Source organism: Bradyrhizobium sp. LMG 9283, assembly GCF_045571415.1.
Taxonomy (GTDB): domain Bacteria; phylum Pseudomonadota; class Alphaproteobacteria; order Rhizobiales; family Xanthobacteraceae; genus Bradyrhizobium.
On record NZ_CP120691.1, the window covers coordinates 8,655,976 to 8,678,686 of the forward strand.

The following is a 22,711-nucleotide window of genomic DNA, read 5'->3' on the forward strand; positions in this document are numbered from 1 at the left end:
CCTGCTTCTCGCTATTTGCGGACCTTGAGGGCGAAGAGACCCTGCGGGCGCAGCATCAGGATGCCGACGACCGCGAGCAGCGTGAGCACCTTGGCCATCGAGCCCGACATGAAGAATTCGAGCGTCGATTGCGTCTGCGAGATCGAGAACGCGGAAGCGATGGTGCCGAGCAGGCTGGCGGCGCCGCCGAACACGACGACGAGGAAGGTGTCCACGATGTAAAGCTGCCCTGATGTCGGCCCGGTCGAGCCGATCATGGTGAAGGCGCTACCGGCGACACCTGCGATGCCGCAGCCGAGCCCGAAGGTGAAGCGATCGACCTTCTCGGTGTTGATGCCGACGGCGCCGGCCATGATGCGGTTCTGCACGACCGCACGCACCTGGCGGCCCCAGCGCGACATGTAGAGAACGTAAGCGACGGAGATGGTGATCAGCACAGTGAGGCCCATCACGAAGACGCCGTTGATCGGCACCTCGATGCTGTCGGTGACGCGGAGCGAGCCGAGCATCCATTGCGGCAGCTCGACGCCGACCTCGCGCGCGCCGAACACGGAGCGATAGGCCTGCTGCAGCATCAGGCTAAGGCCCCAGGTCGCAAGCAGCGTATCGAGCGGGCGCTTGTAGAGATGCCGTATCAGCACCCATTCCACCACCATCCCCAACGCACCGGAGGCGAGGAAGGCGAGGATCATTGCGAGGAAGAAGTAGCCGCTGAACAGGCTCGGCAAGTAGGTCTGGAAGAGATTTGACGTCATCCAGGTGACGTAGGCCCCGAGGATCATGAACTCGCCGTGGGCCATGTTGATGACGCCCATCTGGCCGAAGATGATCGCGAGCCCGAGTGCCATCAGGACATAGACCGAGAACAGGATCAGTCCGGCAAACCCCTGCATGACGAAGATCGAGCCAAGGTCGCCAATCGAATAGTCGCCGAACATCTATGTCCTCCGTCGGGAAAGGGTCCCGCGTCGCGAGCAGATTCGCGACGCGGGGGCTTGAGGCATGGACTTGCGATCCACGCCAGGGAGCGGCTTGGTGTCTGGGAAAAGCGCGACGGATGTCGCCGCTTATTGATAGCCCTTGGGGAACGGATCCGGCTCGACGAGATCGGCGGTCTCGTAGATCAGCTCGAACTGGCCATCGAGCTTGGCGCGCCCCACCCGGGTCTTCGACCAGAGGTGATGATTCTCGTGGATGCGCACGTAGCCTTCAGGAGCTCCCTTGAACTCGACGCCCGGCGACGCGGCAGCGATCTTGTCGACGTCGAAGGAGCCGGCCTTCTCGACGGTCAGCTTCCACAGCCACGGGCCGAGATAGGCAGCCTGGGTGACGTCTCCGATCACCGTCTTCTCGCCCCACATCTTCTTGAACGCCGACACGAAGGCCTTGTTGTTCGCATTGTCGAGCGACTGGAAGTACTTCATGCAGGCATAGGCGCCCGCGATGTTCTCACCGCCGATGCCATCGATCTCGTCCTCGGTCACCGAGATCGTGAGCAGCGGCTGCTTGGCGAGGTCGACACCGGCTGCCTTGAGCTGCTTGTAGAAGGCGACGTTGGAACCGCCGACGACGTCGGTGAAGATCACGTCGGGCTTGGTCAGCTTGATCTTGTTGATGACCGAGTTGAACTGGGTCGAGCCGAGCGCATAGTATTCCTCGCCGACAACCTTGCCTTTGAGCACGTTCTCGACATGCTTGCGGGCGATCTTGTTGGAGGTGCGCGGCCAGATGTAGTCCGAGCCGATGAAGAAGAAGGACTTGGCGCCCTTCTCCTTGGCGATCCAGTTGAGGCCCGCCAAAATCTGCTGGGTCGCTTCCTGGCCGGTGTAGATCACGTTCTTGGATTGCTCGAGGCCTTCGTAGAAGGTCGGGTAGTAGAGCATGCCATTATACTGCTCGACGACCGGCAGCACCGCCTTGCGGGAGGCCGAGGTCCAGCAGCCCATGATCGCCGCAACCTTATCGTTGACAAGGAGCTTCTTCGCCTTCTCGGCGAATGTCGGCCAGTCCGATGCGCCGTCCTCCTGGATGAACTTGATCTTGCGGCCGAGCACGCCGCCTGCCGCGTTGATCTGTTCGATCGCGAGCTTTTCGGCCTGAATCGAGCCGGTCTCGGAGATCGCCATGGTGCCGGTCGCCGAATGCAAGATGCCGACCGTCACCTCGGTGTCGGTGACCGCAAGACCCGTGGTGTTGACCGCCGAGGTCGCCGGCGCCTGCGCAAAGGACGCCCGCGGCAGCATCGTGATGGCCGGCACGGCCGCCATTCCCATCAACAATTTGCGCCGCAGCGGCGACAACAGGCCCTTGTTTGCTTCGTCTGACATGAGCACCCCACTTTTGTTCGAGAACACGCGATTGGTGTCGTGAGGATGGCTCGAATTTATGCAGCCCAAGCATACGCAAGATCGCGTATACTGCACCGCAAAATGCCGACGTAGGCTTTTGGTACGGAATTTGCGAGGCGTCCGGGTCCGTATCGGGAGTGGGGTGAAGTGGCAGGGCGGCAGCGAATAGACCGCGTCAGGCGCCAGTACAACCAATGGGTCGCCAACCAGACGCTGGAAGACTATGCGCTGCGCTTCACCGCCAAAAGCGCGCGGCGGTGGTCCGCCGCCCGCGTCGCCAACACCGCAATCGGCGCGATCTCCTTCCTGGTGCTCGAGGCGATCGGCGGCACCATCACGCTGAATTACGGCGTCACCAACGCCGCGGCCGCGATCCTCGTCGTCTCCGCCATCATCTTCTGCTGCGGCGTGCCGATTGCCTATCATGCCGCCAAATGCGGCATCGACATCGACCTCCTCACCCGTGGCGCCGGTTTCGGCTATATCGGCTCGACCGTGACGTCGCTGATCTACGCCTCCTTCACCTTCATCTTTTTCGCGGTCGAGGCGGTGATCCTGGCGACCGCACTGGAGATGTGCTTGGGCATTCCGCGCCCGATCGGCTATCTCATCAGCGCGGTGGCGATCATCCCGCTCGTGACTTACGGCATCACGCTGATCAGCCGCTTCCAGCTCTGGACGCAGCCGCTCTGGGTCATCCTGCACATCCTGCCCTTCGTCGCGATCGCCTGGGCCAACCCGCACTCCTTCACGGAATGGCGCAAGTTCTCCGGTGAGCACGGCGATCTCAACGGGCATTTCGACCTGTTGCTGTTCGGAGTGGCATCCTCCGTGGTGTTCTCGCTGGTGGCGCAGATCGGCGAGCAGGTCGACTTCCTCAGGTTTCTGCCGCGCGACCGCCGCGCCTCCAAGGCATCGTGGTGGATTGCGCTGATGAGCGCGGGGCCGGGCTGGATCGTGCTCGGCGCGCTGAAGCTCCTGGCCGGCTCGTTCCTCGCGTTCTTTGCGCTGAGCCATGGCGTGCCGCCCGAGGAGGCCGCCGAGCCCGCGCATATGTATCTCGTGGCCTTTCGCTACGTGCTGTCCGAGCCGGACCTCGCGCTGGCCCTGACCGGTATCTTCGTGGTCCTGTCACAGATCAAGATCAACGTCACCAACGCCTATGCCGGTTCGATCGCCTGGTCGAATTTCTTCTCGCGCCTGACCCATAGCCATCCCGGCCGCGTGGTCTGGCTGGTGTTCAACGTGATGGTGGCGCTGCTTCTGATGGAGATCGGCGTCTACAAGGCGCTGGAGCAGACGCTGGCGCTCTACTCCAACGTCGCGATCGCCTGGGTCGGCGCGCTGGTGTCCGACCTCGTGGTCAACAAGCCGCTAGGCCTGCGTCCGCCGCAGATGGAGTTCAAGCGTGCGCATCTCTACGATATCAATCCGGTCGGTGTCGGCGCGATGACGCTCGCGATCATCGTCTCGATCGCGGCGTTCTACGGCCTATTTGGCCCGACCATGAAAGCGCTCGCCGCCTTCGTCGCGCTGACGGTCGCCTTCGTCACCGCGCCTGTGATCGCCTGGCTGACGGACGGAAAATTCTACATCGCGCGCAAGCCGAAGCGAAGCTGGGCCAACATCGAGGCGATCCAGTGTTGTATCTGCGAGCACAGCTTCGAGCCAGAAGACATCACCTCCTGCCCCGCCTATGCCGGCCCGATCTGCTCGCTGTGCTGCTCGCTCGACGCCCGCTGCCACGATCTCTGCAAGCCACACGGGCGTGCGCAAGTGCAGTTCGCCCACGCACTCGGCAGAATTCTGCCGCAGCCGATCTATGCGCGGATCAACTCGCAGTTCGGCCACTATATCGGCGTCTTCGTGGTCTCCGCAGGCCTCGTCGCGCTGGTGCTCGGACTGATCTATCTCCAGACCTCGGCCAGCGTGCATGGCGAGAACATGCTGGTCTCAAACGTACTCTGGAAGGTGTTCTTCTCGCTCAGCATCATCATCGGCGTGGTCGCGTGGCTGTTCGTGTTGGCGCAGCAGAGCCGCCGCGCCGCCGAGGCCGAGACGCGGCGGCAGACCGCGCTGCTGATCCAGGAGATCGACGCGCACAAGCGCACCGATGCCGAGCTCCAGCGCGCCAAGGAGGTCGCCGAATCCGCCAATCTGGCCAAGAGCCGCTACGTGGTGGGCCTGAGCCACGAGCTGCGCTCGCCACTCAATGCGATCAGCGGCTATGCCCAGCTGCTCGAGCAGGATACGACGCTTGGCGCCAAGCCGCGCGACCAGGTCCGCGTCGTCCGCCGCAGCGCCGATCACCTGTCCGGCCTGATCGACGGCATCCTGGACATCTCCAAGATCGAGGCGGGGCGGCTGTATCTGTCGCGCGACGAGGTGCGCTTAAGCGAATTCCTGGACCAGCTCGTCGGCATGTTCCGCCTCCAGGCTGCCGCCAAGGGCATCGACTTCGTGTTCAGGCGGCCGGCGCATCTGCCGGCCGTCGTTTATGCCGACGAGAAGCGGCTGCGCCAGGTGCTGATCAATTTGCTCTCCAACGCCATCAAGTTCACCCAGACCGGCAGCGTGCAGTTCGTCGTGCACTATCGCAGCCCCGTCGCCGAGTTCGAGGTGATCGACACCGGCCCGGGCATCCAGGGCGACGATCTCGAACGCATCTTCGCGCCCTTCGAGCGCGGCGCGCTCGGCGTCGCCCAGCCGCAGACCGGCACCGGCCTCGGCTTGACCATCAGCCGCCTCCTTGCCGGCGTGATGGGCGGCGATATCAAGGTCACGAGCACGGTCGGCACCGGCTCGACGTTCAAGGTCAAGATCCTGCTCTCGGAAGTCGCCAATCCCCAGCGCATCGCGCCGGTGGAGGCGCCGGTCTCCGGCTATCACGGCGCGCGCAAGACCATCCTCGTCACCGACGATGACCCCGTGCATCGCGACCTCCTGCGCGAGGTGCTGACGCCGCTCGGCTTCATCCTGCTCAGCGCGCCGGACGGCGCAGGCTGCCTTGCGCTGGCGCAGCATTGCCGGCCCGATCTGTTCCTGCTCGATATCTCGATGCCTGCCATGGACGGCTGGGCTGTCGCCGAGGCCCTGCGCGCGAACGGACATCATCAAGCGCGCATCCTGATGGTGTCGGCAAGCGCGATCGAGGCCCACGGCGCGCCGCTGGCGCAACCCTTCCACGACGGCTACTTGATGAAGCCGATCGACATCCCGCGGCTCCTGGAGACGATCCGCCAGCTCCTCAAGATCGAATGGCAATACGGTTCGGACGAGGTCGCGGTGCCGTTCTGGCATCCCGAGACCGGATCAAAGCCGCCGCTGCGGCATATCGAGGCGCTGATCGGGCTCGGCCAGATCGGCTACGTCAAGGGCATCCAGTTGAAGCTGGATGAGATCGGCAGCGAGCATCCTGAACATGCCGACTTCGTCGCGCAGATGCGATCGCTGGTCGATCGCTTCGATCTCGACCAGTACATGGCCACATTGAAGACGTTGCATGCTTATGAGCATTGAACCAAAGAAGCGCGACGTCGCGCTCGTTGTCGATGATTCCCCGGAGACGCTGCGGCTGCTCACCGATGCGCTCGACGGCGCCGGCATGACGGTCATGGTTGCGCTCGATGGCGCCGCGGCGATGCGCATCATCGACCAGATCACGCCCGACATCGTGCTGCTCGATGCCGTCATGCCGGGTATCGACGGTTTCGAGACCTGCCGCCGGCTCAAGCGCGATGCGGGTCTCGCCAACGTCCCCGTGATCTTCATGACGGGTCTTGCCGAGACCGAGCACATCGTGCGTGGACTGGAAGCCGGCGGCGTTGACTACGTGACCAAGCCGATCGTGATCGAGGAGATGCTGGCGCGCATCCGCGTCCATCTCGGCAATGCCCGGCTGACCCAGAGCGCGCGTGCCGCACTCGACGTCTCCGGCCGCTTCCTGTTCGCCGTCAATCGCCAGGGCAATTTGCTCTGGGCGACACCGCAGGCACAGAAGCTGCTGACCGATCATCACGGCGCACAGACCGACGATTTCATCCTGCCGCCATCGCTGCTGCAATGGCTGGAGCAGGCCAAAGCCAAAGGCAGCTCTAAGTCTCAAGGAGCTTCCTTGCCTGACAATCCGCAACTTCGGCTCTTCTACATGGGCGAGACGGCGCCGAACGAGTTCCTGCTGCGGCTCTCCAGGGAATCCGGCACCGCGTTGCCCCCCGAATTCACCAGCGAGCTCGGCCTCACCACGCGGGAGGGAGAGGTTCTGGCCTGGCTCAGCAAGGGAAAGACCAACCGCGACATCGCGCAGATTCTGGGATTGAGTCCACGCACGGTCGACAAGCATCTGGAGCAGATCTACTCCAAGCTCGGCGTGGAGAACCGCACTGCAGCGGCAGCGATCGCGGCGAATGCGACAAGACGGAATTCGTAGCCGACGGCAAGAGCTCGGACCGCTACCCCATCCCATAGTGTCGTCCCGGACAAGCACAGCGAAGCGGAGCGCAGATCCGGGACCCATAGCCACGGGAAGATCTTTTGCGAAGACTCGGAGCTGCCTGCTAGCCCTATATCACTCCCTGTGGTTATGGGTCCCGCGTTCGCTCCGCGCCCCGGGAGGATGTGGCGCCCGCTACCGCCACAAATGGCGCCTCTCACCCGTAAACAAACGCGGTGTCATCCAGATCCGTCTTCGGGATCTCGTCCTTCTCGGTCCAGTAGTCCTGGCTGTGCTGCCATTCCGGCTTGTCGCCGCGCTTGGGCAAGAGGTTCATGTTGCGCATCATGTAGCCGGGGTTGAAGTTTTCCGGATCGATCCAGGGCAGGATCGGCATATTGTGGTCCTCGGGACGCAGCCTCACCTCGACCTTCTTCTTGCCCTTGGCCTTCATGTGTCCGAGCAGCCGACAGACGAAATCGGCGACGAGGTCGACGCGCAGCGTCCAGCTGGCGCGGAAGTAGCCGAACACCCAGACCATGTTCGGCACGCCCGTGAACATCATGCCGCGATAGGTGACGGTGTCGCCGAAGGCGAGCGGCTTGCCGTCGACCTCGAAGGCGATGTCGCCGAGCGCGGCAAGATTGAAGCCGGTCGCGGTGATGATAATATCGGCCTCCAGCAGCTTGCCGGATTTGAGCTGGATGCCGTTCTCGACGAAGCATTCGATCTCGTCGGTCACGACCGAGGCTTTGCCGCTGGCGATACCCTTGAACAGATCGGCATCCGGCACGAAGGCGATGCGCTGCCGCCACGGCCGGTACTTTGGCGTGAAGTGCGTCTCGACGTCGTAGTCGGGACCGAGGACCGCGCTGATCTGGCCGATCAGCTCCTTCTTGACCTGCTCGGGCTTGGACACACAGAATTTTGTGAACGCATCCTGTTCGAACAGGATCTTCCGCCGCACGATCTCATGGATCCAGGTTTCGTCAACCTGAAGCCGGCGCAGCTCTTCCGCGATTTCGATGGCGTTGCGGCCGAGGCGGAAATAGGTCGGTGAGCGCTGCAGCATGGTGACATGCGCGCAACTGTCCGCGATGTTCGGCACCAGCGTCGCCGCCGTCGCGCCCGAGCCGATCACAACCACCTTCTTGCCCGCGAGATCGATATCCTCCGGCCAGGTCTGCGGATGGACGATGCGCCCCTTGAAGCGGTCCATGCCCCTCCATTCCGGCGTGTAGCCCTCCGAATGGCGGTAATAACCCTGACACATCCAGAGGAAGTTTGCGGTAAAGGTCTTTGCCTCGCCCGTATCGGTGGTCGTCGCCTCGATTGTCCAGAGATTCTGCTCGCTCGACCAGCTCGCGGAATTGATCTTGTGCTTGTAGCGGATGTGGCGGGCGATATCGTTGTCGTCGATCACCTCTTTCATGTAGGAGAGAATCTCCTCGGCGGTCGCGATCGGCGGACCGACCCAGGGCTTGAAGCTGTAGCCGAAGGTGTGGAGGTCACTGTCCGAGCGGATGCCGGGATAGCGATGCGTGTTCCAGGTGCCGCCGAACGTCGCCTGCGTTTCGAGGATGACGTAGCTCGTACCCGGCAGCTGCTTTTCGATATGATAAGCGCTGCCGATGCCGGAGATGCCTGCGCCGACGATCAGCACATCGAAATGTTCCGAGGCCTGCTTGGTGGTGGCGTGACTGCGAACAGCGACATTCATTGTTGCTTCTATGCCTTGCTTGTCTTTGTGGCCGCTCTTGACCGAACGGCGCGTTTCCTCCGCGACGGGCATGATCACCCGCCGCGCTCCCGCTTCAAAATGACATAGATCAAGCCGCGGTCAAATCACAGCGCCGCACCCCAGCTCCGCGCGGTCTGCAAAATCCAGTCGCGATAGAGCGTCAGCGGCGTGACGCCGGTCAATCCGCCGCAGCCGGCGGCGCCGTTCGGCCCTGTCGACCAGCTGATGAGACCGACGAGCACGGGACCACTCGGCTTGTCCTCGAACACGGGGCCGCCGGAATCGCCGGTGCAGGCGCCAATTCCATCGCGAACACCGTTGGTTACGGGATCGACCAGACGAATCTGGAGCGTGCCGGGCTGGCCGGTCGTAACGAGGCCGGCAACGCGCGTCGTGCCGCCGCTCTTGCCGTCCCCGCGCACGGTGACACCGATACCGGCGATGACGAAGCGGCTGCCGACCTGAATTGGAATATTGGGCATGCCGACCGCCACCGTGGATTTTCCCTTCAGTGGAATTTCCAGTTGCAGCAGTGCCACGTCGGCGGTGGCGCGATGCGCCTGTATTGCCTGAATGTTGAAGTTCGGATGGATCGCGACGGTACGGACGTTCAGCAATTGCGGCTGACCATCGGCGCCACGCTCGACGATCTTGTAGTCCGCTCCGGGCTGCACGCAGTGCGCCACCGTCAACACTACTTTTGACGTGATCAAGCTGCCGGTGCAGAAATTGCCGCGCGAGCCGACGATGGTGACGACGGCGCGCGCAACGCCGTCGGCTTGCGGCGTGCCGCCGCCGACGATGGCGTGGGCGGGTGTGGCGAGCAGCAGCGCAGCTGCGATGAACGTGGCAAGCTTCTTCATGGGAACACGCATTGGCGTCAGCACCGGTGGGGGGGACAGCTTCGGACTGGCTCTTGCCGATAACGCATGCTAGCCCTCTTGGAAAGGAATTGACGAGGGCAGGACATTGGCGATCGAGGCTGTGGTCTTTGATTTTGGCGGCGTGCTGACGAGCTCACCATTCGAGGCGTTCACGCGGTTCGAGACCGAACGCGGCCTGCCCACCGACATCATCCGGCGCACGAACGCAGCCAATCACCTGGAGAACGCCTGGGCCAGGTTCGAGCGGGCCGAGGTGGACATCGACACTTTCGACGAATTGTTCGCCGCGGAATCGCTTGCGCTTGGCGCGGAAGTGCGTGGCCGTGACGTGCTGCCGCTGCTGCAGGGCGATTTGCGCCCGGAGATGGTCGAGGCCCTGAAGCGTATTAAGGCGCAGTTCAAGACCGGCTGCATCACCAACAACCTTCCGGCCAATGCGATCGGCAGCCTCACGGGGCGCACGCTCTATGTCGCCGAGGTCATGGCGTTGTTCGATCACGTCATCGAGTCCGCCAAAATCGGCTTGCGCAAGCCCGATCCTCGCATCTACCGGATGATGGTCGAGACACTGAAAGTCGATCCGAACAATTGCGTCTATCTCGACGATCTCGGCGTCAATCTGAAGCCGGCGCGTCAGATGGGCATGACCACGATCAAGGTGACGGGTGGGGCGCAAGCGATCGCGGATCTCGAGAAGGCGACGGGGCTGAAGCTGAGATAGGCCGGATGGACGCAACACGTAGCCCGCATGGAGCGTAGCGCAATGCGGGATCAGCGGCCCCGGATTACGCTTCGCTTCATCCAGGCTACAGCCGAACAACTCGCTCCGGGAACGCAGCCGCCAGCGACTCTCGATCGGGCTTCAGCACGCCGCGCTCGGTAATCAGGCCCGTGACAAGCCGCGCCGGGGTCACGTCGAACGCGTAGTTCGCGACCGGCGAGTTCTCGGGCACGATCCGCACGGTCTCGAGCCGCCCGTCCGCCGTACGACCGGTCATGTTGGTGACTTCAACGCCACTGCGCTGCTCGATCGGAATGTCACGGATTCCATCATGGACGACGAAATCGATCGTCGGCGACGGCAGCGCGACGTAGAAGGGCACGCCGTTGTCATGCGCGGCGAGCGCCTTCAGGTACGTACCGATCTTGTTGCAGACGTCGCCATTGGCGGCGACGCGGTCGGTGCCGACGATGGCCAGATCGACCATGCCGTGCTGCATCAGGTGTCCGCCGGTATTGTCGGCAATCACCGTGTGCGGCACGCCGTGATGGCCGAGCTCCCACGCTGTGAGCGAGGCGCCCTGGTTACGCGGCCGGGTCTCGTCGACCCAGACATGGACCTTGATGCCGCGCTCATGTGCAAGGTAGATCGGCGCGGTCGCCGTGCCCCAGTCGACGGTGGCGAGCCAGCCGGCGTTGCAATGGGTCAGCACGTTGACCACTTCGCCCGGCTTCTTCGCCGCGATCGCCTCGATCAACTTCAGACCGTTGCCGGCAATGCCGCGATTGATCTCGACGTCCTGCTCGACGATCTCGTCGGCGCGCGCATAGGCTGCTTCCGCCCGTTCGACGGGATCGATCGGCGCAAGCGTCGTACGCATCTCGTCCAGGGCCCATTTCAGATTGATCGCAGTCGGCCGCGCCACGACGAGCGTCTCGTAGGCGCGCTTCAGGCCGGCGTCGAAGGCGTCCTCGCGCATCGCGAGCGCCATGCCATAGGCGGCGGTCGCGCCGATCAGCGGCGCGCCGCGCACCAGCATATCGCGGATCGCAACGGCCGCGTCTTCGCATGAGGTCAGGCGCGCGATGACGAATTCATGCGGCAGCCGGCGCTGATCGATCGCTCCGACCGACCAGCCGTCACGCTCGCGCCAGATGCTGCGGAAATGCTTGCCGTCGACCTTCATGGCATTCTGCCTTTCCCTTCAGCCGCGCAGGATGCGTCCTGCCACCGCATCGAGCTTCTTCAGAAGCTCCGGATCGCGCGCCTCGGGCGCCGTGATCAGCGCAGAGTCGAGCGCACGGTCCGAGCCGATCGGGCACGGCTCGTGCTCGCGCGGGAAATCCTTGGCCAGCCGCGCCACCAGCGCCTTCGCCTTGTCGGCGTTCGAGTTCAGCACGCGGATGATATCCTGAACGGTGACGGCGTCATGATCGGGATGCCAGCAGTCGAAATCCGTCACCATCGCGACGGTGGCGTAACAAATCTCCGCCTCACGCGCGAGCTTCGCCTCGGGCATGTTGGTCATGCCGATCACGGAATAGCCAAGCGTCTTGTAGGTCATGCTTTCCGCGAAAGTGGAGAATTGCGGCCCTTCCATGCAGACATAGGTGCCGCCGCGCGCGATCGCGATGCCCTCGGCCTCGGCCGCCGCCGCGAGATGGATGCGAAGCCGCGGCGAGACCGGGTGCGCCATCGACACATGCGCGACGCAGCCGCGGCCGAAGAACGAGCTCTCGCGCTTGTGGGTGCGGTCGACGAACTGGTCGACGAGAACGAAGGTGCCCGGCGGAAGTTCCTCTTTGAAGGAGCCGCAGGCCGACAGCGAGATCAAGTCGGTGACGCCGGCACGCTTCAGCACGTCGATATTGGCACGGTAGTTGATGTCGGAGGGGGACAGCCGGTGGCCCTTATCGTGCCGCGGCAGGAACACGACCGGCAGGCCCGCCATTGTGCCGCGCCGCACGGGCGCGGACGGCTCGCCCCAAGGGCTCTTGATCACCTCTTCGCGAGCACCCTCGAGACCCGGCAGGTCGTAGATGCCCGAGCCCCCGATGATACCCAATACCGCCCGCGTCATGCCTGCTCCACCCTGTCCGCCAAATGTGACATGGTTAAGCTATGCCAGTTTTGCGGCGGATTTGGAACTGGGGTGGTGGGGTGATGGCGGTCGTATGAGGAGCGCGGGCGACACCGTGGAAGGCGCCGTACGCTCGACTTAAGCCGCCGTTGCCGGCTGTAGCTGGGTGGCGACCATCCGCTCCAGCGTCTCGACCGACTGGAAATTCTCCGGCGTGATCTCGGCCTGCGGGATGGTGAAGTCGAACTCGGCCTCGACGCCGAGCATCAGATTGACCATGTCCATCGAGGTCAGGCCGATATCGACGAGCTTCGCCTGTGGCGTCACGTCTGCGGTGAGCGAGTTCTGTTCGAGGATACCCTTCACCAGCTTGATGATGCGATTGCGCAAATCGGTATCGAAGGCCTGCATCGGCAAATTTCCATCTGTTTATCGGGGGGCGGATCGGACTGCCGGCTACGATGGGCACGGCCTGCCGGTCCTGCAATGGGCGACACCAATACTTCGCGCTTCTTAGTAAACGATGACTCAGATTGTCCGAAATTCAGGCTTCTTCCAGAGTCCTAACGCGATGCTGGAAAATCGGGTGATGCAAACAACCGGACCTTAACTGTTCGTTCGGAATTGGGTTTTGTTTACCCTCTATTTCATCGACGAATTTGAATTAAATCCGTAGCCTCGTCTCACAAGCAAAGATGGCCGGAGGATCGCTGCAAGCGGCATCGCGAATGATGCCGGCGATCTCGAACGGCAAACCGGAGGCGGACGAGTATGAACGTGCGTGAAGCAGTCCTCACTGTCGACGAAATGCAGACCGGATTTCTCGAGCAGGGTCCCTCCCTGATCGAGCGCGCCGCGCGGACCGCCGCAGCGGCCGCAGCCGACGCAGACGGGGTCGATCGCGACGCCCGCTTCCCGCACAAAGCTTTCGACGTCGCACGCGAGCAAAAGCTGCTCGGTGTGATGGTTCCGGTCGAGTTCGGCGGCTTCGGCGCCTCGATCTATGACGTCACCGACATCTGCTACACGCTCGGGCGCGCCTGCGCTTCCACAGCGATGATCTACGCGATGCACCAGACCAAGGTCGCCTGCGTCATCAGGCACGGCCATGGCATTCCCTGGATGGAGACCATGATGCGCCGGGTCGCCCGCGACCAGTGGCTGCTCGCCTCCTCCACCACCGAGGGCCAGAACGGCGGCAACATCCGCGCCAGCGCCGCCGCGGTCGACCATGCCGGCGACACCGTCTCGCTCGTGCGCGACGCCACCGTGATCTCCTATGGTGCCGAAGCCGACGGCCTCGTCACCATCGCCCGCCGCGCTACCGATGCCGCCGCCTCCGACCAGGTGCTGCTGGCGCTCGCCAAGGACGACTATTCGCTGAAGCGGACGCTCGGCTGGGAAACGCTCGGCATGCGCGGCACCTGCTCGACCGGGTTCGAGCTGAGGGTCGACTGCCCCGCCGACCGCGTTTTCCCGGAATCCTACGACAAGATCCACGCCCAGACCATGACGCCGTTCGCGCATCTGTGCTGGTCGTCGGCCTGGGCCGGCATCGCCGCTGCGGCCGTGACCCGCGCGCAGGCCTTCATCCGCAAGGCGGCGCGCTCTTCCGGCGGCCAGATGCCCCCGGCCGCAGCGCACTTCACCGCCGCCAAGATGTCGCTGGCCAAGCTGCGCGCGCTGATCGCCGCCAACATCGACGCCTTCGCCAGCGCCGAGCATGACGAGCGGGCGCTCGGCTCGCTCGATTTCCAGTCCTCGATCACGCTGCTGAAGGTGCAGGCTTCCGAGTTCGCGGTCGAGACCGTGATGCATGCGATGCGCACCGCGGGCCTTTCCGGCTACCGCAACGACGGCGAGTTCACCATGGGCCGTCACCTCCGCGATGTGCTGTCGTCGCCGATCATGATCAACAACGACCGCATTCTGGCCAACGCCGCCACCTCGACGCTGATGAGCGGCGTGCCGTCGAGCCTTCACGACTGACGTGCCTTCCCGACCAGACCAACAAGAACAATTTCGAGATAGCAGGACATCGACCCATGAATATTGCCGTCCTCCCCAATTCGCCGGAAACCGCGCCGCAAATCGTTGATCCGCTCGATCATCTCGCCGACAAGTTGTTCCACCGCATGGGCTCGGACGGCGTCTACGCCCGCACCGCGCTCTACGAGGGCATCGTCGAGAAGCTCGCTGCGCTGATCACCAGTCATCGCGAGACCGGCACCGAGGTGATGCGCTTCCCGCCGGTGATGAGCCGCGCCCAGCTGGAGAAATCCGGCTATCTCAAGAGCTTCCCGAACCTGCTCGGCTGCGTCTGTGGCCTGCACGGCACCGAACGCGAGATCAACGCCGCGGTGAGCCGGTTCGATGCCGGCGGCGACTGGACCACATCGCTCTCGCCTGCCGACCTCGTGCTGTCTCCGGCCGCCTGCTATCCCGTCTATCCGATCGCGGCGAGCCGTGGCCAATTGCCCAAGGGCGGCCTGCGCTTCGACGTCGCTGCGGACTGCTTCCGCCGCGAGCCGTCGAAGCATCTTGACCGGCTGCAATCGTTCCGGATGCGCGAATATGTCTGCATTGGCACGCCCGAGGACGTCGCCGATTTCCGCGAGCGCTGGATGGTGCGCGCGCGGGCGATCGCCCGCGACCTCGGCCTGACCTTCCGCGTCGACTATGCCAGCGATCCGTTCTTCGGCAGGGTCGGCCAGATGAAGGCGGTGAGTCAGAAGCAGCAGCAGCTCAAGTTCGAGCTCCTCATTCCGCTGCGCTCGGAGGAACAGCCGACCGCCTGCATGAGCTTCAACTATCACCGCGACCATTTCGGCACGACCTGGGGAATCCAGGACGCCAATGGCGAGCCGGCCCATACCGGCTGCGTTGCCTTCGGCATGGACCGTCTGGCTGTTGCCATGTTCCACACCCACGGCACCGATCTTTCCGCCTGGCCTGCCAAGGTACGGGACGTCCTGGGCCTGCAGCCGCATGTTGCGGCAGGTGCCCACGGCGAAGGCTGGCGCTAACGCAACTCACGAGGCCGACCATTTCCACGGGCAAGACGAGCGTGATCCATACCAAGGTTCGATGCCGCGAAATCACCGAGTCCGACGTCGACAAGATTGCGGACTTGCTGACGCGCGGCTTCGTCGGCCGTTCACGCGAATACTGGATTCAAGGCCTGCGCCGGCAGGCCTTCCGACCCGTGCCGGACGGTTATCCGCGCTTTGGCTACATGCTCGACGACGACGGCACGCCGGTCGGCGTGCTGCTCTTGATCTACACCGCGCGGAACGTCGGCGAAGAGACCGCTATCCGGTGCAATTTGTCGAGCTGGTATGTCGAGCCGGCCTACCGCAACTACGCTCCGCTGCTGACCAAGATCGCCCAGCGGCACAGGGACGTCACTTATTTCAACATCAGTCCGGCGCCATGGACCTGGCCGATCATCGAGACGCAGGGCTTTCGCGCCTATTGCCGCGGGATATTCTTCTCGGTCCCTGCGCTGGCGCGCGCGCCGCGCTGGAGCAAGATCGAGGTGATCCCGCAGCACGCCAAGACGATCGATGGGCTTTCCGATGAGGAGACCGCGCTGCTGACGCGGCACGCGCGCTACAACTGCCTCAGCCTCGTCTGTCGCACGCCGAAGGGAACGTTCCCCTTCATCCTGCAACCGGTGCGCATCCGCCGCGGTTTCATCGCACCGCCCGCCATGAAGCTGATCTATTGCCGGAGTGCCGCCGAATATGCCGAATGCGCCGGCCGCATCGGCCAGTTGCTGCTGCGGCTCGGCAAGATTTCGGTGGCCGTCGATTCCAATGAGCCGATTCCCGGCCTCGTCGGCATGTACACCGAGCGGCGCGGCCGCAAATATTTCAAGGGGCCGCACCGGCCACAGCTCGCCGACCTCACCGACACGGAACTCGTGTTGTATGGGCCGTAATTAGAACCGCAGCCAGCAGTCCAGCACCGTCATCCCGAGGTGCTCGCCGCGCGCAGCGTGGTGAGCCTCGCTCCGGCACGGTGAAAGGCCGGTGCCTGGGACTGGGCCTCACTACACACAGCTCTCTATCGTCAGTCACCCTCCGTAAACTACTGCGCTTAAGGGAATTTTCCGGGCTCTTCGCTACCCTCGGCGGCTGAAATAGGTTGCGTTAAGTCTTTTGCCTGCCGAGGTCCCGCCGACCCCATGATGTCGACCCGCAACAACGAGCCCGGTGCACGGAGCGAGCAGGGCCCGGACGCCCTGGTCGCGCTGAGCCAGCTTGCGCTCGACCACATGGAGCAAGGCGTTTGCGTCTACGATGCCGACAACCGGATCGTTCTGGTCAACCAGCGCTACCTCTCCTTTTTCAGCATGTCGGCCGACATCGTGCGGGTCGGCACGAGCTACCGTGAGGTGCTCGCGCACAGCGCAAGCCGTGGTAACTTTCCGGAAAGCGAGCTCGACGCGCTGTATTCGGCGCGGATCGCGCAGATCGCGGGGGGAAAGCCGTTCCAAACCGAGCAGCGGCTGGCGAGCGGCCTCGTCATGTCGCTCGAGTTGAAGCCGCTTCCAGGCGGCGGTTGGATGACGATCTGCGACGACGTCACCCGCCTCGCCCGGCTCGAGGCAGAATTGCGCGTGCAGACCGAGCGCAGCCAGCACGCGCTCGCCAACATGTCGCACGGCCTCATCATGTACGACGTCGACGGCCGTGTCGTCGTCTGCAACGAACGGTTCCTGAAGCTCTACGACCTCGACCCTGACATCGTGAAGCCCGGTGTCCCGCACGGCACGGTGATCGAGCACTGGATGTCGCGCGGCAACCTGCCGGGCATGTCGGGCGACGAATTTCACGAGACCCGACTGGAAGATGTGCGCCGCAGGAAGGCGAAGACCCTGCTGGTGATGCGTTATGACGGGCGGATGGTGCAGGCGGTTTCCCGCTTCCTGCCCGACGGCGGCTGGGTGACGGTGCATGAGGACGTCACGGAGCGGCTGCAGTATGAGGAAACGCTGAGGCAACAGAACGTCATCCTCGATGCGGCGCTGGAGAACATGGCGCACGGGCTCGCCTTCTACGACAGCGACATGCGCCTGCGCGTCTGCAACACCACCTACCGCAAGATCTACCAGCTGTCGCCGGAGCAGACCCGGCCCGGCACCCATCTCGCCGAGCTGATCGAGCGTTCGATGGCGAACGGCGCGTTCTCCTCCGAATACAGTCCGCAACAACTCCTCGAAGCCGCCAGCACGAGGATCGCGAATCGCGACTCCTCGTCAATGCGTCGGCGCATGTCGAATGACACGGTGATCTCGGTACGCTATTGCGCGCTCCCCGAGGGCGGCTTCGTCGCCACCTATGAGGACATTACCGAGCGCGAGCGTGCGATCGAGCAGCTCAGCGAACAGTATCGCCGCTTCGACGCCGCACTGAACAACATGAGCCAGGGTCTGTGCATGCTCGATGCCAGCCTGCGCGTCATCGTCTGCAATCGCCGTTATATCGAGATGTACGGACTGTCGCCGGAGATCGTGAAGCCCGGCGTCTCGATGCGGGAGATCATGGAGCACAGCTGCGAGCTCGGCAACCATCCGAGCACGACGGGCGCCAAGCTCTATGCCGAATATGTCGAGAGGCTGCGCGAGGGCGAGCACACGCTGCACCGTCATTTGAGCGACGGCCGCATCATCAAGCTCAATCACAAGCGGATGGAGCATGGCGGCTGGGTCGTCACCTACGAGGACGTCACCGAGCGTCACAAGGCCCAGGCCCGGGTGGCGCACATGGCGCGGCACGATTCACTCACCGACCTGCCCAACCGCACGCTGTTCCGCGAGAAGATGGGCGAGGGATTGAACCAGGTTGCGATCGCCGGCGGCGCCATGGCCGTGCTTTGCTTCGACCTCGACAATTTCAAGACCGTCAACGATCGTCTGGGCCACGCCGCGGGCGACCGCCTGCTGCGCTGGGTCGCAGCCCGACTGAAGGAGAATGTCGGCGAGCACGACACGGTTGCGCGGCTCGGCGGTGACGAATTCGCCGTGCTCCAGCGCGGGCCGCAGCCGCAATCGGCTGAGGAGCTCGCCCGCCGCCTGGTCGACATCATCGGTCGTCCCCCGCCGCTGGAAAGCCAGTCGATCCATGTCGGCGTCTCCGTCGGCATCGCGATCGCACCCGACCACGGACTCGATGCCGACGAGCTGATGAAATGCGCCGACCTCGCGCTGTACCAAGCCAAGGCCAAGGGGCGCGGAGCCTATCAGCTGTTCGAGCCCGAGATGGAGGAAGAGGCGCGCAGCCGGCACGCACTGGAGCAGGATCTGGCCGGCGCGCTCGAAGGACATGAATTCCACCTGGTGTTCCAACCGCAAATGCGGCTCGATTCCTCCGAGCTTACCGGCTTCGAGGCATTGCTGCGCTGGAAGCATCCCTCGCGCGGCTTCGTCTCTCCGGCCGAATTCATTCCGATTGCGGAGGAGAACGGATTGATCGTACCGATCGGCGAATGGGTGCTGCGCACGGCCTGCGCGGCCGCCGCGGCCTGGCCCGGCGTCACCATCGCGGTGAACCTGTCTCCGGTGCAATTCCGTTCCCGCGGGCTGGTGGCGATGGTCACGAGCGCACTTGCGGAAGCCGGCCTGACGCCGCAGCGGCTCGAGCTCGAGGTCACGGAGACTGCGCTGCTCGACGACAGCGAGGCGACCATCAACATCCTGCATCAGCTCCGCGCGTTAGGGGTGCGCGTCAGCCTCGACGATTTCGGGGTCGGCTATTCGTCGCTGAGTTACTTGCGCAAGTTTCCGTTCGATCGCATCAAGATCGACCGTTCCTTCGTCGGCACGCTCGGCGAAAGCCCGGAGAGCGTTGCCATCGTCAGAACGATCGCAAGCCTCGGCTCCGTGCTCGGCGTCGAGACCACGGCCGAGGGGGTGGAGACCGAGGAGCAACTCGATTTCGTCCGCGAATGCGGCTGCACCGCCGTTCAAGGCTATTATTTCGGCAAGCCGTGCCTCGCATCGGAGGTGGGCCGCACCATCGAGACGCTGAACATGGTCCGGCGCGTGGCCTGACGGCTTAGGCGCGTCAAATTCCGTCCCTCGGCACGTGGCCAAATGACGAATTGTCGCATGTAGCGGCTTTGCCGGCGTTGCCCGACCGACCGCCGCGCGCGATCCGCGCAATGCGCTTTTCTTCTCCCTCAATTTCAGAAACAATCGCCTCACAAGAACGAGCGACGGCGGTCCCAGAGAGGCCGCCGCGAGGGAGGCGTTTCGATGTCGGGTTACGGGCTGAAGACGATTGCATTTGCCGCGGTGCACGCCGTCATGGGCGCATTGCTCTCCACTGCCGCCAGTGCGCAGGACTATCCAACCAAACCGATCACGTTGATCGTGCCATGGCCGGCTGGCGGATCGACCGATATCTCGATGCGCGCGATCGCCGACAGCGCCTCGAAGGTGCTGGGACAGCCGATCGTGATCGACAACAAAGCCGGCGGCGGCGGCACGGTCGGACCCGCGACGATGGCGGCGGCGGCGAAGCCGGACGGCTATACCATCTCGCAGATCCCGATCACGGTGTTCCGCCTGCCGCTGATGCAGGAGGTATCGTGGGATCCGGCGAAGGATTTCACCTACATCGTTCATCTCACCGGCTACACCTTCGGTGTGACGACCAGCGCGGAGTCGCAGTTCAAGAGCTGGAAGGACGTGGTGGAGTTCGCAAAGGCGAACCCGGGGAAGGTGACCTACGCCACGCCGGGCGCCGGCACCTCGCTGCATATCGGCATGGAGCAGATCGCCGCGATGTCCGGCATCAAGCTGACGCAAGTCCCTTTCAAGGGCGGCGCGGAGACCAATGCCGCAGTGCTGGGACAGCACACCATGCTTCAGGCTGATTCCACGGGATGGCGGCCGCTGGTCGACGCCGGCAAGCTGCGGCTCCTGATGGTTTGGACCGGCGCACGCTCGCCGAACTATCCCGACGTGCCGACACTGAAGGAGCTCGGCTATCCCATGGTCTATGACTCTCCGTTCGGCCTCGCCGGTCCGAAAGGCATGGATCCAAAGATCGTCGCCAAGCTGCACGATGCTTTCAAGAAGGCGGTCGAGGACCCCGCGGTGGTGGCAACGCTCGCCAAATACGACATGGTGCCGAACTATAAGAACACCGAGGACTACAAGAAGTTCGTCGTCGAAGTCACGGAGTCCGAGCGCAAGGTGATCGAGACGCTCGGACTTGCGAAGAAGTAGCGCTAAGCCACAAGTGTGTCCCGGACGCGGTGCAGCGCTTCTTCAGCGATGCAGCGCAGAGCCGGGACCCACCTTTTCCTCTGCATTCATGGGCCCCGGCTCTGCAGCGCATCACCATAGCACGTCGAAGACGTGCGTGAACGCACTTATGGTGCCGCGCCGCGTCCGGGGCACGAGAGAAAATCGATGAACGATCCAACCAAGGTCAAGCTCCGCCTCAGCAACTCCGAACTCTGGGGCGGGCTGATCGGGCTCGCACTCGGCGGCTTCGTGATCTGGTCGGGCTTGAGGCTCAAGCTCGGCACCATCAACGATCCCGGCTCCGGCTACGTGCTGTTCTACACGGGCATCCTGATGTGCGTGTTCGCAGGCGCCATCATCGTCTCGGCAGTCACCGAGGGCGGGCCGACGCTGGCCTCGCGCTGGGAGAATGTGCGCTGGAGCAAGCCGCTTCTCCTCATCGCCTGCCTCACCGCATTCTCCTTCGCGCTGGAGCCGCTGGGATTTCTGCTGTCGTCGATTCCGCTGCTGCTGCTGCTGTTGCGCTTGATCGATCCGGTGCGCTGGGCTCTGGCGCTTCCGATCGCCGTGCTGGTGCCATCAGGCATGTGGTGGGTACTCAAGCGGCTGCTGTTGATCCAGTTGCCCTCGGGCCTGTTCGGGATCGGTTGATCGCATGGATACGCTTGTCAATGTGGCACATGGATTCGGCGTCGCACTGCTGCCGATCAACCTGCTCTACTGCTTCATCGGCGTCTTCATCGGCACGCTGGTCGGCGTGCTGCCTGGCATCGGCCCGATTTCGGCGATGTCGCTGCTGCTGCCCGTGACGCTGTCGGGAACGCCGGAATCCGGCATCATCATGATGGCCGGCATCTATTACGGCTCGATGTATGGCGGCTCGACCACCTCGATCCTGGTCAACATCCCCGGCGAGGCCGCTTCCGTCGTCACCTGCATCGACGGCCACCAGATGGCGAAGCAGGGCCGCGCGGGTCCGGCACTCGGCATCTCCGCTTTCGGCTCGTTCGTCGCCGGCACCTTTGCGCTGGTCGCCTTGATGCTGGTGGCCCCGAAGCTTGCCAGCCTCGCCATCGCCTTCGGCCCGGCCGAGTATTTCAGCCTGATGGTGCTCGGCCTCGTGGTGCTCACCTTCCTGACCCAGGGATCGATGCCGAAGGCGCTGCTGATGGCGTGCATCGGCGTCGTGCTCGGACTGATCGGCCTCGACAGCATCACCGCGCAGCCGCGGCTGACCTTCGGCCGCATGGAGCTGATCGACGGCATTGGCCTCGTGCCCGTCGTGATGGGCCTGTTCGGCGTCGCCGAAGTTCTTCTCAACACCGAGCAGGCCATCAAGCGAGACATCATCAACACCAGGATCACCCATCTCCTGCCCAACAAAGAGGATTGGAAGGTGAGCGCAGGCCCGGTCGGCCGCGGCACGATCCTCGGCTTTTTTCTCGGCATCCTGCCGGGTGGCGGCGCAGTGGTGGCGTCATTTGCATCCTACGCGCTGGAGAAGCGGCTGTCGAAGACGCCCGAGCGTTTCGGCCACGGCGCAATCGAAGGCGTCGCGGGGCCGGAGTCGGCGAACAACGCCGCGGCGGGCGGCGCCTTCATCCCGCTGATGACGCTCGGCATCCCGCCGAACGTGGTGATGGCGCTGCTGCTGGGGGCCTTCGTCATTCACGGCCTGCAGCCGGGGCCGCTGCTGATCACGCAAAACCCCGGCCTGTTCTGGGGCATCGTCGCCAGCATGTATATCGGCAACGTCATGCTGCTGATCCTGAACCTGCCGATGATCGGCATGTGGGTGCAGCTGCTCAAGCTGCCCTACAACATCCTGTTCCCCCTGATCATCCTGTTCACGATCCTGGGCGTCTACTGCTCGAGCAACAACGTCTTCGACGTCTACGTAATGATCGCGTTCGGGATCATCGGCTATTTCATGCGCAAGCTCGGCTACGAGCCGGCACCGCTGGTGCTGGCCTTCGTGCTGGGGCCGATGATGGAGAACAACCTGCGCAAATCGCTGATCCTGTCGCAGGGCGATCTGTGGACTTTCGTGCAGCGGCCGATCTCGGGCGCGTGCCTTGTGCTTGCCCTGGTGCTGCTGATCGCTCCGCTGCTGCCGTCACTGCGCAAGAAGCGCGAGCTGGTCGCGCTCGATGAGGGGGCGTGAGGAGATCTCGTAGGGTGGGCAAAGGCGCGCTTGCGCCGTGCCCACCATCTTTCCAACGACACAGCACGATGGTGGGCACGC

General features: G+C 63.7%; 17 protein-coding genes. 10 read left to right on the plus strand and 7 right to left on the minus strand.

Going from position 1 to position 22,711, the window contains the following annotated elements; translation table 11 throughout:
- Nucleotides 1-11 precede the first annotated feature (11 nt).
- On the minus strand, nt 12-938 hold the full coding sequence (urtB, locus tag P6U29_RS40340) for an urea ABC transporter permease subunit UrtB (RefSeq protein WP_407115644.1): 927 nt from the start codon (nt 936-938) through the stop codon (nt 12-14).
- A 129-nt stretch (nt 939-1,067) separates the two neighbouring features.
- Entirely contained in the window at nt 1,068-2,327 is a 1,260-nt protein-coding gene (urtA, locus tag P6U29_RS40345; protein WP_025033323.1) for an urea ABC transporter substrate-binding protein, read from the minus strand.
- Nucleotides 2,328-2,495: 168 nt separating this feature from the next.
- On the opposite strand from urtA, the gene P6U29_RS40350 reads away from it, so the two are divergent.
- Both P6U29_RS40350 and P6U29_RS40355 read left to right on the plus strand, forming a co-directional pair.
- Nucleotides 2,496-5,867 (plus strand): ATP-binding protein, encoded by a 3,372-nt coding sequence (locus P6U29_RS40350; RefSeq protein ID WP_407115645.1) that lies wholly within the window; start codon nt 2,496-2,498, stop codon nt 5,865-5,867.
- Nucleotides 5,851-6,777, plus strand: coding sequence for a response regulator (locus P6U29_RS40355; RefSeq protein WP_407115646.1), 927 nt, complete (start codon nt 5,851-5,853; stop codon nt 6,775-6,777). The genes P6U29_RS40350 and P6U29_RS40355 overlap by 17 nt, the downstream gene beginning before the upstream one ends.
- Nucleotides 6,778-6,997: 220 nt before the next feature.
- Here the strand turns inward: P6U29_RS40355 and P6U29_RS40360 are convergent, their stop codons facing one another.
- Nucleotides 6,998-8,500: a flavin-containing monooxygenase gene (locus tag P6U29_RS40360; protein WP_407115647.1), complete on the minus strand. Its 1,503-nt coding sequence runs from the start codon at nt 8,498-8,500 to the stop codon at nt 6,998-7,000.
- Between the two features lie 125 nt (nt 8,501-8,625).
- Nucleotides 8,626-9,384, minus strand: coding sequence for a S1 family peptidase (locus tag P6U29_RS40365; RefSeq protein ID WP_407115648.1), 759 nt, complete (start codon nt 9,382-9,384; stop codon nt 8,626-8,628).
- A 106-nt stretch (nt 9,385-9,490) separates the two neighbouring features.
- On the opposite strand from P6U29_RS40365, the gene P6U29_RS40370 reads away from it, so the two are divergent.
- Complete coding sequence (locus P6U29_RS40370; RefSeq protein ID WP_407115649.1) at nt 9,491-10,126, plus strand: HAD-IA family hydrolase; 636 nt, start codon at nt 9,491-9,493, stop codon at nt 10,124-10,126.
- An 85-nt stretch (nt 10,127-10,211) separates the two neighbouring features.
- On the opposite strand, the gene mtnA is transcribed toward P6U29_RS40370, so the two are convergent.
- From mtnA to P6U29_RS40385, 3 genes are all read right to left on the minus strand, one after another.
- Nucleotides 10,212-11,312, minus strand: coding sequence for an S-methyl-5-thioribose-1-phosphate isomerase (mtnA, locus tag P6U29_RS40375; RefSeq protein ID WP_407115650.1), 1,101 nt, complete (start codon nt 11,310-11,312; stop codon nt 10,212-10,214).
- 18 nt (nt 11,313-11,330) lie between these two features.
- Complete coding sequence (locus P6U29_RS40380) at nt 11,331-12,206, minus strand: S-methyl-5'-thioadenosine phosphorylase (protein WP_407115651.1); 876 nt, start codon at nt 12,204-12,206, stop codon at nt 11,331-11,333.
- A 138-nt stretch (nt 12,207-12,344) separates the two neighbouring features.
- Nucleotides 12,345-12,617 carry a phosphopantetheine-binding protein gene (locus tag P6U29_RS40385; RefSeq protein ID WP_407115652.1) on the minus strand — a complete coding sequence of 91 codons (273 nt, stop codon included), beginning with the start codon at nt 12,615-12,617 and terminating at the stop codon, nt 12,345-12,347.
- Nucleotides 12,618-12,977: 360 nt separating this feature from the next.
- Here P6U29_RS40385 and P6U29_RS40390 point away from each other — a divergent pair, with 360 nt between their 5' ends.
- From P6U29_RS40390 to P6U29_RS40420, 7 genes are all read left to right on the plus strand, one after another.
- Complete coding sequence (locus P6U29_RS40390; RefSeq protein WP_407115653.1) at nt 12,978-14,195, plus strand: acyl-CoA dehydrogenase family protein; 1,218 nt, start codon at nt 12,978-12,980, stop codon at nt 14,193-14,195.
- 56 nt (nt 14,196-14,251) lie between these two features.
- The gene (locus tag P6U29_RS40395) at nt 14,252-15,232 is read left to right on the plus strand and encodes an amino acid--[acyl-carrier-protein] ligase (RefSeq protein WP_407115654.1); all 981 of its coding nucleotides are present in this window, start codon (nt 14,252-14,254) and stop codon (nt 15,230-15,232) included.
- A gap of 41 nt (nt 15,233-15,273) precedes the next feature.
- A complete protein-coding gene (locus tag P6U29_RS40400) occupies nt 15,274-16,149 on the plus strand; it encodes an acyl-CoA acyltransferase (RefSeq protein WP_407115655.1) in 876 nt (291 codons plus the stop codon).
- 249 nt (nt 16,150-16,398) lie between these two features.
- Nucleotides 16,399-19,263, plus strand: a complete 2,865-nt coding sequence (locus P6U29_RS40405) for a PAS-domain containing protein (protein WP_407115656.1) — start codon at nt 16,399-16,401, stop codon at nt 19,261-19,263.
- A 204-nt stretch (nt 19,264-19,467) separates the two neighbouring features.
- Nucleotides 19,468-20,445: a tripartite tricarboxylate transporter substrate binding protein gene (locus tag P6U29_RS40410; RefSeq protein ID WP_407115657.1), complete on the plus strand. Its 978-nt coding sequence runs from the start codon at nt 19,468-19,470 to the stop codon at nt 20,443-20,445.
- Nucleotides 20,446-20,631: 186 nt separating this feature from the next.
- Nucleotides 20,632-21,117, plus strand: coding sequence for a tripartite tricarboxylate transporter TctB family protein (locus tag P6U29_RS40415; protein ID WP_407115658.1), 486 nt, complete (start codon nt 20,632-20,634; stop codon nt 21,115-21,117).
- Nucleotides 21,118-21,121: 4 nt separating this feature from the next.
- Nucleotides 21,122-22,630 (plus strand): tripartite tricarboxylate transporter permease, encoded by a 1,509-nt coding sequence (locus tag P6U29_RS40420; RefSeq protein WP_407115659.1) that lies wholly within the window; start codon nt 21,122-21,124, stop codon nt 22,628-22,630.
- Nucleotides 22,631-22,711: the final 81 nt, after the last annotated feature.